Source organism: Mucilaginibacter phyllosphaerae (assembly GCF_004378255.1).
GTDB lineage: Bacteria > Bacteroidota > Bacteroidia > Sphingobacteriales > Sphingobacteriaceae > Mucilaginibacter > Mucilaginibacter phyllosphaerae.
Map to the genome: position 1 here is coordinate 580,684 of NZ_SNQG01000002.1, position 12,816 is coordinate 593,499.

The 12,816-nt window shown below is 41.7% G+C and carries 11 protein-coding genes; all 11 read right to left on the minus strand.

What is annotated here, in order from left to right:
• Positions 1–3: 3 nt before the first annotated feature.
• Entirely contained in the window at positions 4–1,179 is a 1,176-nt protein-coding gene (locus E2R65_RS07445; protein ID WP_134335850.1) for an acyltransferase family protein, read from the minus strand.
• The gene (locus E2R65_RS07450) at positions 1,169–2,080 is read right to left on the minus strand and encodes an exostosin domain-containing protein (protein WP_134335851.1); all 912 of its coding nucleotides are present in this window, start codon (positions 2,078–2,080) and stop codon (positions 1,169–1,171) included. The genes E2R65_RS07445 and E2R65_RS07450 overlap by 11 nt, the downstream gene beginning before the upstream one ends.
• Before the next feature lie 9 nt (positions 2,081–2,089).
• A complete protein-coding gene (locus tag E2R65_RS07455) occupies positions 2,090–2,902 on the minus strand; it encodes an alpha-1,2-fucosyltransferase (RefSeq protein ID WP_134335852.1) in 813 nt (270 codons plus the stop codon).
• Positions 2,899–3,936, minus strand: a complete 1,038-nt coding sequence (locus E2R65_RS07460) for a class I SAM-dependent methyltransferase (protein WP_134335853.1) — start codon at positions 3,934–3,936, stop codon at positions 2,899–2,901. Before E2R65_RS07460 ends, E2R65_RS07455 begins: the two co-directional genes overlap by 4 nt.
• A complete protein-coding gene (locus E2R65_RS19810) occupies positions 3,937–5,190 on the minus strand; it encodes an ABC transporter ATP-binding protein (RefSeq protein WP_134335854.1) in 1,254 nt (417 codons plus the stop codon).
• Positions 5,190–6,050, minus strand: a complete 861-nt coding sequence (locus E2R65_RS07470; protein WP_134335855.1) for an ABC transporter permease — start codon at positions 6,048–6,050, stop codon at positions 5,190–5,192. The genes E2R65_RS19810 and E2R65_RS07470 overlap by 1 nt, the downstream gene beginning before the upstream one ends.
• The gene (locus E2R65_RS07475; RefSeq protein ID WP_158285236.1) at positions 6,043–7,164 is read right to left on the minus strand and encodes a glycosyltransferase family 4 protein; all 1,122 of its coding nucleotides are present in this window, start codon (positions 7,162–7,164) and stop codon (positions 6,043–6,045) included. The genes E2R65_RS07470 and E2R65_RS07475 overlap by 8 nt, the downstream gene beginning before the upstream one ends.
• Positions 7,157–8,938 (minus strand): asparagine synthase (glutamine-hydrolyzing), encoded by a 1,782-nt coding sequence (gene asnB / locus E2R65_RS07480; protein ID WP_134335857.1) that lies wholly within the window; start codon positions 8,936–8,938, stop codon positions 7,157–7,159. The genes E2R65_RS07475 and asnB overlap by 8 nt, the downstream gene beginning before the upstream one ends.
• Positions 8,939–9,067: 129 nt before the next feature.
• Positions 9,068–9,583: a UpxY family transcription antiterminator gene (locus E2R65_RS07485; protein WP_134335858.1), complete on the minus strand. Its 516-nt coding sequence runs from the start codon at positions 9,581–9,583 to the stop codon at positions 9,068–9,070.
• Positions 9,584–9,598: 15 nt separating this feature from the next.
• The gene (locus tag E2R65_RS07490) at positions 9,599–12,016 is read right to left on the minus strand and encodes a GumC family protein (RefSeq protein WP_134335859.1); all 2,418 of its coding nucleotides are present in this window, start codon (positions 12,014–12,016) and stop codon (positions 9,599–9,601) included.
• Entirely contained in the window at positions 12,016–12,792 is a 777-nt protein-coding gene (locus E2R65_RS07495; protein ID WP_134335860.1) for a polysaccharide biosynthesis/export family protein, read from the minus strand. Before E2R65_RS07495 ends, E2R65_RS07490 begins: the two co-directional genes overlap by 1 nt.
• Between the last annotated feature and the right edge of the window lie 24 nt (positions 12,793–12,816).

Consider the following 12,816-nt stretch of genomic DNA (forward strand, 5'->3'; position numbering starts at 1 on the left):
CGGTTAAGCAACGGGCGCAGGTAACTTTTTACCAAAGTTAATGCTATTGCGTAATTTGATAAACGGGCTTTCGATAAGTTTGTAAGAATAGATGGATAGTGGTATAATAAGCAGGTACGATAGTACCATGTTTACATTTTTAAGTATGCCTTTATCCGTAATAAAGCCAAGCAAATGCCGGTTAATGAATGGAATAATATACTCTTGCATGGGCGTAAAATTAATAAGGTACATAGAGTACGATATTAAACTTATGTACGTAATTATTTTAAATATCACACCTTTACCATGATGCCGGTAGGTGCTTAAATAAGGTAACATTAAAGCAGTGCCTATAGCATCAAAAGTAAAACGGAGAGCGGTATTGTAAAATAGTAAATATTGTGTTTGGAATAGTTGTGTAAGTACCTTGTTTATCATCAATATTAAAATGCCTGTTATTAGCTTATATCTTTTGTTTTTTAACCAGTTATCGTTTTTATAATATGCTATATAAGCAGCCAGCATACCGTACATAATACTATCTAAACGGGTAACAACCTGCCTGAATAAAAAGGGGTCTTTTAGATGTATTGGGCTGAGGTTGTCAAAATATCTTTCTATCCTTAAAATAGTAGAGAATGCAATTATTGTTATTGATATAATGATAACAGATGCCGGCACTTTTATTTTAAGGATCTTAACTAATATAAAAAGTGCAAAGGGAATTGTTAAATAAAACCATTCTTCTACAGACAGGCTCCAGGCTTCCAGAAAAAAGCCCGGATGAGGCGTAAACAAATTTTGTGTAAAAATATAAAAACGTTTAAAAGTAGGCCCCGGGGGCTTGTTGTAATTGTAAGCGATAATTAGTGCTGATAGTGTAACATAGTACGCGGGGATTGTTCTTAACCATCTTCGCCACCAAAAATTTAGCAGTGTATAAAAAGTAATGTTTGGGCTATTTAACAGCTTTATAAGGATGCTGCCAATTAAAAAGCCGCTCAAAACAAAAAATATCGATACACCATCTAAATAAGTTGCCTCAATTATTTTATTTAATGTACTTGGGGTATAAATCATCTGATGTATCACCACAACAGATAGTATGGCAAAAGCTCTTAAAATATCCAGCCCATATACTCTGTTCGTATCTATATACAGATGCAAACCTAAGGCCTTCCAGATCTTACTTAGCATTTGATATTGTTATATCTTCTAACTCCATAATTACATATTTGCACCACTTTTGATAAAAAAGTTCGTTTTTCCAGTATTGATAAGCATCCATGCCTTTTTTTAGGGCTTGTTTTTTATCTATACCGGCAAGTAGGTTATCTAATTCCTCAATTGTTGCCGCATAGTAGCTTATGTTATCCCATGGAATGAATTTTTTAAAAGGCCGGGCATCTACATCGCCTATAAGGCAGGGTGCGGTGCCTAATTGCATGGCCTCAAAAAAACGGAACGAATTACAGCTTGTGCCCCTTGGGCACAGCGCTATGTATGATTCCATCGTTCTGATATTGTAATTTTTGGCCCAGAACCACCTTTTATAAAAACGCGTAGGTAACCCACCCTGTATAAGCACTTGCATGCTTTGCTGGTATTGCTGCTGCATTTCTTTACGGATAGGGTGTGTATCAAACGAGCCGTTGAATGTTGCCAGGTATTTTTTTTTAAAAGGTACCGGCGGTTTACGGTGCGGGCTGCAAAGTATAGGTACATCAATACCTTTATTAATGGTTCGGGCGCCGGTAAATTCAACCGTATTGCCCAGATTTAAAAGGGTACCGCCATCAAATTGGGTTATGGTAAAGGTTTTTTTATCATCAATAATAACCTGGCCAACTGCCGCCTGCAATTCTGCAAGCCCCTCACCATTAGCTGCAAAGTTATGATTGATGTGCCAGCGTGTCCAATACACTGGCAGGTAATGCCAGTCGGCTTCTGCCGGGTTATTGGTTAAAAGGTTATGTTGCTTGTTTAACCATATTAAAAAATCCTGTTCAATACCATAATCCTTGTTATGGGCAGGGTAAGCATATAGCTGCGATACAGGCCTAAGCGGCAGTGGGGTATTTAATATAAAAATTTTCAAATAATATAGCTAAACCTCTAATTGGACCCAGGTTTTTGGGATGATATTTTTGGGAAATTCCCGTTGCACTTTATGCCCCAGCCAGTACCTGGGGGCGTAAACAATTTTATCGGGTTTATTATTTAGCCATGCGCCCCACCACAAAAAGCTGCTGTTAGAAATAATGAGCTCATCTGCCAGTAACAGTGATGCCAAACAGTCTGTAACAGTGTTCATATACACTGCATTATCATATTTAAAAACTTGTTTTACAGTTTCAATATCTTCTGAGACAAAGATCAATGTTTTTGATTCGATGTTTTTGATCAGCTTAATGGCTTTTTTATAGTATTCAGGTTCAATGTATGGCGAATTGTAATCTAATTCTTTAATATGCCAGTCCTTATATTCAGACATCCTAACCCCAACGCAAACCACCTGTTTGTTAAACAGGCCGGAGTAGCTTGCCATGTAAGTTTTAAGTATCTCGTCTTTTAATTTAAAAGCCTTTTTTATAGCGCCCTCATAACCTTTAAAAAAAAAGTCAGACTGGAAATAGCCATATATTACCGTGTGATTTTTAACCGCATCAATTATGTTTTGCGGTTCAACGTCCTGGCTTAAGTCAGCCTGGGTATAAGTGTTAAATTTAAGCGATAGCATATAATGCCATAGCCTTGATTTTTTTAAGAATATATTATTATAGGGTTTTAACTCAAAGTATTTTTCAATTTCAGTTGTGTTAAAAACAAAGTCGGTATTTAATTTTTTTGAGATGCTCCAGCCAAATGCAAACTGAAATAAATGATTACCTAAATTTCCGGAAGGCATAATGGTGATCATTTAAGTGCTTTTTTATAATGTACATAAATACATTCGCCCAGGTTTTTATGTTTAAACTGTGCTTGTAAGCGTAGCCGCTTAATATTCATATACTCTTTCAGCCTGTATTTTAAAGTACGTATAGCGGGCGGATATTGGGCTTTTTTAAGTGACTGCGAATACATCACCGTTTTCATTACATCTAATGGGGTATAAGTTTCGATAGCAAACTCGGCTACTTCCCATTGATACTTGCCGGCTAAAATTTCAAAGCTGCGTTTATTATAGCGGCCGATATGATTAGGCGGCAGATCAAGCAATGCGCCGTTCAATTCATTGAATTTTATTTTTTTGCCATTGGGCACACCTATAAATAAATGCCCGCCAGGCTTAATTATGGCATTAAAAGTATCAAAGGTAGCTTCCAGGTCGTCCAGATGTTCTAACACCTGAAAAAGGCAAATAACATCAAACTTCGCTAAGAATTCTGGTTTTGAGGCAAGGCCGTGAAAATGCCATGATTGCGCCGTAATACCTGCTTTTTTTATACTATCCACACCGATAGACGAATACTCCAGGCACAAGATGTTTTTTTTGGGGATGATATTTGAAACCCTTTTAACAAAATTACCTGTACTTGCCCCAATTTCTAATAACTGTAAATTGCTGTTGGTTTTGGCTAAATCGGCTATTTTATTGTACGCTTTATCAAATTCCCACTTCCAATATGGTTTAGGTTCATCTTCTGCCGTTGGTTCGTTTGGTGCGTGGCTAATAAGGTTGTAAAATTCTTTGTCGCCGCCAACATACGGGTCAGCAAAACCAAACCCACATTTTTTACAATTTACAATTGCCGCGCTATTTGCATTCCATAGTTTTGATATATTTTTTTTGACGATAGAGAGTACATCCATCTCGTTGTTTTTATCGGGCGGCGTTTGGTTTATCAGAAATTGTTTCGCCGCCTCATCAGCACTTATTTTATATAAAAGTTCGTTATCTGTATTGCCGCAAACCGGGCATGGGGCAGTATATGATGTATATCGATATTTCATTTAAATGATCTTAGGAATATTTACAAGGCCCCTGCCCGAAAAGTCATTCAACTCGCTCCATTCATTTGTAATGGTAAATGAGTAAACTTCATCAAGATAAAGCCAGTCTTTTCCCTCGCTTATGGGGTCTCCATCGTGGCCCCCTAAACCTATAGTATAATTCCCCGGCCGTAAAAAATTTCCGACTATCGAAAAGGTAGCCGAATACTCACCCTCTTTTAATTCAGCAGGCCATGATTTATCATGTATGGTGGATATTAATATCGAATCTTTATAAAAATTTATCGACACCCTGAATTTAGGTAAATAGGTTATGCAGTTGTATTTAACACGTATGGTCAATGTTTCTGATGGCGAAAATACAGCTTCTTTATCTATAACATTGTTTATTGAAAACTCGACAAACTTTACGTTATTAACCATTGTACCCTGATATTTATAATTGTCAAGCGATCCGTTGGTGATGCTGGATTTTAAATATTGCGACAAGGTGTCTTCCACAGGGCCAGACGTAAGTAAATTGCCATTGCTTAATAGCATGGCGCTGCTGCATAATTGCCTGATACTGCCAAGGTTATGACTAACGAACAACACTGTCCTGCCTTCGCCTTTGCTTACGTCATTCATTTTGCCCAGACATTTTTTCTGGAATTCGGCATCGCCCACGGCAAGCACTTCGTCAATCACCAGGATCTCTGATTCCAGATGGGCGGCAACGGCAAAGGCCAGCCTTACATACATGCCGGATGAGTATCGCTTAACGGGGGTATCTATATAGCGTTCTACCCCTGCAAAGGTCACTATTTCATCAAACTTGCGTTTAATTTCGGCTTTGCGCATGCCCAGTATGGCGCCGTTTAAATAGATATTTTCGCGGCCGCTAAGTTCCGGGTGGAAACCGGTGCCCACTTCCAGTAAACTTGCTATACGCCCCTTAACTTTTACAGATCCGGTGGTGGGGGCAGTTACCCTGCTTAATATTTTAAGCAGGGTGCTTTTGCCGGCGCCGTTACGGCCAATGATACCTACGGCATCGCCTTGCTCAATCTCAAAATTAATATCTTTAAGGCTCCATACGATATCGCTTTCGCCTTTTAAGGTACGGTCATTTGTTTCGCCTATTTTTAAGAAGGGGTCTTCTTTGCCTCTAAGCCTGGCCCAGTAGCGTTCCAGATCGCGCGAGACGGTGCCCGTGCCAAAATCACCCAACTGGTAAGCTTTAGATATGCCTTCTGCCTTTATTGCTTTAGCCATTATACGGTATCAACAAATGTTTTTTCTACTTTATTAAATATTACAATGCCTGTAAACAATATGATAACTGTAAATACGGCGCTGTAAAGCAGCAAATCCCAGGTAAAGCTGCCCTTGCCTAAAAAAGCATAGCGGCAGGTTTCTATAATTGCAGTAAGGGGGTTGTACTTTATAACCCACGAATAGCTGCTGTATTTTTTAACCACCTCTGATAATGGGTAAATTACGGTTGTAGTGTACATTAGCAGGGGCACCCCAAATGATACCACAAACGACAGATCACGGTACTTGGTGGTTACAGCCGATATGATCATCCCAAAACCTAAACCAAGCGCTGCTATCATCAGTATTAAAAATGGCAGCAATAGCAGGCCGGCGTTTGGCGAAATATGGTAACCCGCCAGTACATAGTACAGCAGTAAAACTATAAACAGTATAAACTGTACCCCAAACCTGATGAGGTTAGAGCACACGATGCTAAGGGGCATAATTAGCCTGGGGAAATATACCTTGCCCAGCATAGCGGCATTATCTTTAAACACGGTTGATGTTTTGATAAGGCAATCGGCAAAGTAATTCCATATAATGGTGCCGGCCAGGTAAAACAGCGGGGCAGGCACATCATCAGTTTTTATACCGGCCAGGCTGCTGAAGATAAGGTTATAAACCAGTATGGTTATAATGGGCTGCACAAAAAACCACAGCGGGCCCAGAATGGTTTGCTTGTAAAAGGATACAAAATCCCGCCGGACAAATAAAAACAGCAAATCGCGGTATTGCCAAACGTCCTTCAGCTTCAGATCCAGCAGGGTGTTTGCCGGTTTAATTTCCAGGTCCCAGTGTTCTTCCGGGTTAGTCATTATTCAGCATTTTTTGCAGGGTGTTAATGTAAGTTTCTTCATTAAAATATTGCAGGCATTTATCTTTCAGATGCTTGCGGCTATCTAAAGTTAAGGGTGCGTTTAAATGGCTGGTAATACAATATTCCAGTTCATGCCCGTCATCTGCATCAATGGCTTTGCCTAATTCGCCGTTCCGAATGGCATCAGTGCTGCCGTCGGCATTGCCGCAAATAACAGGCAGGCCGCAGGCAAGGGCCTCAATAAATACTATCCCGAAACCTTCTTTACGGCTTGGTAATACAAATATATCTGCCAGCAAAAAATGGTCGGGTAATTCATCTTCGTTTATAAAGCCGGTTAAGATAACCTGCTTAGTAACACCCAGGGCGGCAATAAGCTGTTTTACCCGCGTGCCCTCCGCTTCATCATACTTACCGGCTAAAATGTACTTTATATCCGGGAATTTATCTTTTAATGCGGCAATGGCTCTAATGGCCCTGTCGTGCCCCTTATACTGTTCGGTAGCGGCCAGGCGGGTAAGGGTAAATATTACAGGTTGCTTGCCCGAAAGCCCGTAACGCTCCAGCAGATAGGCGGGTTTTTCAAAGTGCACGGGTATTTTCATGAACGGATCAAGCGCATTGTTCAAAACCACACACTTACCGGGCGCTACCTGATGCCATTTGTGCATTTGCGCTTTGGTGTAGCTGCTTACGCAAAGTACCTTATCGCAGCGTTTTAATAACTGTTTTTTATGTAAGGATATGGGGCGCCATACCTCAATACCGTGGGCAATAAGCCATAGCTGTGTTTTAGGGCGAATCAGCTTTATCAGCAAGCCTATCAATGCCAGGTTAATATGGCTAAGTATAATTACATCGGGCTTTTGTTTGGTAAACAGGTTTTTTAAAATAAAGCTTATCCGCATTCCGCCAAACCCTCTGAATTTATCGGGCGGCAGGTACTGCGGCATCAGGTCGTTATCGGTATCATATAACGATACCAGCTTAAAGCTGCCGTTGTTTTCCTGGCAAATATAATTTAGGGAATGCGCCAGCGTGCGGGTCATTTTTTGGATGCCGCCGGTTGTGCAAAATGTTTGCAGCGAAAAAAGAGTAATATTTTTAAACATGCCCCTGTACCTGGTAAAGTGCAAATGCCCTTGACCAGTGCAATTGTCCGTTGTTAAATTTGTTGATAAGCTGTTTAGCTGCCTTGCCATTATACATGGCCGGGTTGCTGATAGCCTGGTTAGTTTTCATCCATTGCTGCAGCGGGAAGGTGAAACCCATTTTAGGCCTGTTCCAGATGTTACCGGGTAAAATATCTTTAAAAGTATCTATCAGTATTTTTTTGGGCTGATGCTGATCAAACCTTACAGACGGATCTATTTGCGATACATATTGCTGAAAATCTTCGTCTAAAAACGGCACCCTTACTTCCAGGCCGTGGCTCATGCTCATAATATCGGTATCGCGCAGCAGTTGATTTTGCATGTACAGGTTGGTTTCCAGCCAGGCTGCCTGCAATTTGTTATAATTGCTTGGGCTTGCATCCTTTATATCTGCAAACAAAGCATTTTTGATGTCTGCTTCTGTAGTGTCAATTAATTTTGCAATATCTGCAGGGGTAAACAGCCCGCGTAAAAAAAGGTAATCGGCTATTGAGTTATTATCTTTTAAATAAGCTAATCTTTTAAACTTGCTGCCATTTAGTAAACCAAAGGCCGAAAACAAAAAGGGCGGCAGGGTTCTCAGGTACCCCAGGTATCCTATCCGGTTAAATGATGGATAGCCGCCAAACAGCTCGTCGGCGCCAACGCCGGATAGTACCGTTTTTAAACCATCCTGGCGGGCATACTTACTAATAAACCAGCTGTTAATGCCATCGGTTGTGGGCATATCCATGGCATTTAAAATTTGCGGAAGATGCTCTTCAAAATCCTGCTGCTTTACCAGGTGGGTAAAGTTTTGGCCGGTAATTTTACTTGCAACCACATTTTGATACTGGCGCTCATCGTACTTTTTCTCATCAAAAAATATCGATATGGTTTTTAGCTGCCTGCGTTGCTGATTGGCCAGCAGGGCCAGCAGGCTGGAATCAATGCCCCCGCTTAAAAACACCCCTATTGGCGCATCGGCAATCAGCTGCCTGTTTATAGCCGTTGCCAAATGGTGGCGAATGCCCGCACAGGCTGTTTTTGCATCGGTAATGTAACCTGCCGCCGGGGCAGGGGTGTAACTTGTAAGGGTATGCTTGCCGGTTTTATCCCGGCATAAAAAATAACCCTTAGGCAGGCTCAGTACATCTTTTAAGGTGGTGAAAGGCTCTGGTATGTGGCCAAATGCCAGCAGCCATATTGGCCAGCGGGTATCGCCGGCAGTAGCGATACCGGCGGCTTTAAATGCCCTAATTTCTGATGCAAATGCAAGCTGATCATCACTGGTGCAATAATACAGCGGCTTTATCCCGGTGGTATCACGCACCAAATAAACCGCCCCTGTGGTGGTATCATGCAGGGCAAAGGCAAACATGCCGCGTAACCTGCCAAAGGCAGCGGTGCCCCAGTATAAATAGGCCTGTATAATTACTTCGGTATCTGTACCGCTTGTAAATGCAGCGCCAAGTTTTTGCAATTCGGCCTTTAGTTCCGGGTAGTTATATATTTCGCCGTTAAAGGTTATCCAGGCTTTGCGGCTAACATCTGCCATAGGCTGATGGCCCTTTTCGCTCAGGTCGATAATAGAAAGCCTGCGATGCCCAAACGCTATCCCCGCATCATCATTGCAATAAAAACCGGCATCATCCGGCCCGCCATGCTGTAATGTATTGCACATTACATTTACAGCATGCATTAATTCTGCGTTTTTTAACCTGTTAGTAACCAGCCCTGCTATCCTGCACATACTTTTTCGATTATACGTAGCTTCGCCCCGTAAGTCACAATAATTTTATGTAACTTATTAAAAATCAGCATTTTTTGTATTGATGCGCTGATGTATTTTTACAAGGTTTTAACTAATATATAGCATTAGCTAAAGCCTGTTTATTAATGATGCCGCAACATTAACTATTATGGAGCATCCTAAATTTTCTAACCGTAATAATAGCTGCTTTTGCGATTTATAAGCTATTATTTCTCCGGCAATACCTTTTAAAGGCCCTGCTTTTATCTTTATTTTTTCGCCGGGTTTTAAATCTTCTTCGGTTACCTCAAGTTCCAGCGAGCTTGCCATCAGTAACTTAAGTTCATCTATTTGCCTGTCGGGCATGGCTGTTATCTTCCCAGAAAAATATATAAACCTGGCAATACCCTTAGTCATGAGCACTTCGGTTTGGTTGTTATCTGCAATACGTACAAACAGGTATGATTTTATCAGCGGTTCTTCTACCCACTTTTTGCGGTCGCTCCATTGTTTTAAACGGCGGTGCAATGGCAGGTATGCTTCAACGCCTTTTTCTGTTAAAGCGCTGTACGCTTTTTTTTCTGCACGTGGGTGGGTGTAAACAGGGTACCATTTAAGGTTACTATTATTTACCGTTGAAGCCATACTGTAAAAGAACACTTAAAATTTGAACCAACGCCTAAGATCCCACCACTTCTTTTTATCGTTATCTACATAATAGCCGGAACTTTCATAGCCGCTATAGTCAGAGTAGTAATAATACGTACCGTAATTCTCGCCGCTAAACCGGGTTGTATAGTACCTGGAGTGCAGCAGGTCTTCGGCAAACGCGTTAAGTACAATCACCGTATTATCTAAATGATATTCCTGTGCAATACGCTGCGGGATGGTGGCTGCATAATATTTTGATTTGCCAGACCGTATCACAAACATATTGATATCGCTTACGCGGATAAGCGGGATAGCATCTGATACCAGGCCTATAGGCGCGGTATCTATCATAATCACATCGTATCGCTCTTTTAATACCTTAATCATCTCATCCATCCTTTCGCTATGTAAAAGTTCGGATGGGTTAGGGGGTACCGGTCCCGAAATAACAAGGTCGAGATTTTGCTGTCCGGTTTTAAGTATGATCTCGTCTAAAGTAGACTGGCGCGATAAGTAAGTACTTAAACCAACATCGTTGGGTACTTTAAAAGTTTTATGCAGTTTAGAACGCCGCAGATCGGCCCCTATCAGTATTACTTTTTTATCAATTAGCCCCAGCGTGCTCGACAGGTTTACCGCCACAAATGATTTCCCTTCGCCGGCTACCTCTGATGTGATACAGATCACCTTACTGGATTTTTCTGATGATAGGAAGTTTAAGTTGGTACGCACCGATCTTACCGATTCGGCAAACATGGTTTTGGGTTTGCTTACAGCAAGTATCTGCGAGTTATCCTCATCAATTTTATCAGGAAACTGCCTGATAACGCCAATAATAGGTATCGATGTCAGGCTTTCCACAGTCTCTTTATCGTAGATGTAGGGGTTTAGCAGCCTTATTAAAACAATTAAGCCAAGGCCGCAGATAACACCAAATATTATTGCCGAGCGGTGTATGCCGTGCTCATCCGGCGATACGGGCGAAAAGTTTGGCTGTGCCTGTTCTATTATGGTTGCCCCCGGCAAGATACCGGCGCGACTTATTTGTGCCGACAGCTTTTTTTCTTCTAAATAAGATAATACCTTTTCGTTTACTTCATAGGGGCGGTTCAGCGCGATCAGGTCGCGTTCGGCCACCGGGAAAACAGAGATCTGCTTGTTAACCACTGCTAACTGTGATGATAAATAATCAAGATTGCGCTTTACGGAGGCATAGGTTGTATTAACGCTTGCCAAAGCATCTTTTTTGATCTGCAGAACAGAGCGGTTAATATCCTGTATAGGCTGCGAATTGTAGTTGTAGGTTTTTAATAACTCATAACGCTGATTAAGCAAACCGTCAAGCTTCTCTATCAGCGCATTCAGGGCAGGGTCTACACCGTTACCGGCATTAAAGTTAAGGTTAACGTTGTTCTTTTCTTTGTCTATCTGCTCCCTGAGCTGGTCAAGCGCAATCAGCTGCAGTTTAAGTATCGCCTGCTGCGATTCGATATCCTTTGCTTTGGTCAGGGCGTTCTCTGCTGATGAGCTAACCTCCATCAGCTTGTTTTTTTGCTTAAACTCCAGGATGGATTTTTCTGAACCCTTCACCTTGCCCGACAGGTATTCCAGCTGATCGTTAATAAAGGCTATCATTTGTGTGGCCGATTGCGTTTTGCGGTTACGATCATATATTAAATACTCTTTCATTATCGCATTTAGTATATCAGCTGCAAACCTGGGGTTGGCATCTGTTTGCTGCAGCAAAAGAATGTTGGAGTTTTTAACCGTTTCGCTTGTACGCAAGCCGCCCCTAACGCGGCCCATAAAATCTTCGGGGATGTTAAATTTAAACAGGTAAACGCCATTGATAGCCACCTCATTGGGGTTTTTGATCAAAAAAGTAGTTGCCCCCATGGTTATTGGGTTGTTGTAGGCATAAGTATTTATAATTTCTTTAGCGCCTGCTTTGTATGACAGGGTAAAGCTATTTTTATTGATGGCCTTAAATGTGATGATCTCTCTGAAAAAGTTAAGGCTGTCAAACTGCAGGGGTTGTATATCAAGCGGCTTTTCGGGATAAAGCTCGCTGGTGCGTACGCGGCCTTCAATGTAAAAACTGATGGGGTAATTCAGATCTTTAATAGCAGCTAAAATTACCGTAGGGCTTTGTATTACTGATGTTTCGCTTTGTATTTTTGATGGCCCCCTGTCTGATGTGGTAATTGCGTTTGCCATGTCAGATATCTCCGACTTTTTTTCTTCCAGTTTCATGGTACCTGCCGTGGCATAGGTTTTTGGGGTGTACCATAAATATATGTATGACCACAGCATGAAAATTAAAAGCGAACCGGCTATCCAATACCACCGGCTTACTAATATCTTCCCTAACTTAAAATAATCAACTTCCTGGTTGGGGAGTTTTTTAATCGTTTTAACTTCTTCCATTACTGCCTGCTCAGGGTAAAGATTATCAGCGCCGTATTTAGCAACAGCAGGGCGGGCTGCACCCAGGTATTAAAGTTTTGCAAATTCTCTGTACGGATAGCGCGCTTATTTTGGGCTACGTAAATAATATCCCCGTTTTGCAGATTGATCCTTGTATCTGATAATGAACTGAGGTCGCTCAGGTCAATTTGGGTAACGCTTTGGGTTTTGCCCTTCCCGCGGATAATTTTGATGTTTTTTTCGTTTGCCGCAGGGGTTAAACCGCCTGCCTGGCCAATAACATCTACCAAAGTGGTATTATCTTTTATCAAAGGAATGTTGCCGGGGCTTTTTACTTCTCCAAATAAAATCACTCTTAAATTAATCACCTTCAATTCAATAATGGGGTCTTTCAGCAGGTTTTTACGGTAAAGGTCTTCAATAAGTTTTGTAGCCTGCGGGCGGGTAAGGCCGGCAACCTGTATATGGCCAAGTGTTGGCAGGGCTACGGTGCCATCTTCGTCTACCTGGTAAGTTTGGCCTGTCCCGGCAGTTCCGCCGCCGCTGCTTGTGGCAGAGGTGGGCACTTCGTCCACAATATACCGGATGTTTTGCAGGTTTCTTATCTGCAATATATCCTGGGGCTGTATGTGGTAGCTAACCGGGGCTGCCGGCCGGGCTGCCGTATCTGCCGCTGCAGATGATTTTTTCTCAAAAAGTATCTGGTTTTGTTTGTATGAACACGAACTGCAAAACGCAATGATACCAACTAAACAAATAAAGTATAAAGCACGCATATAAAATAATTACCGCTTAATGTT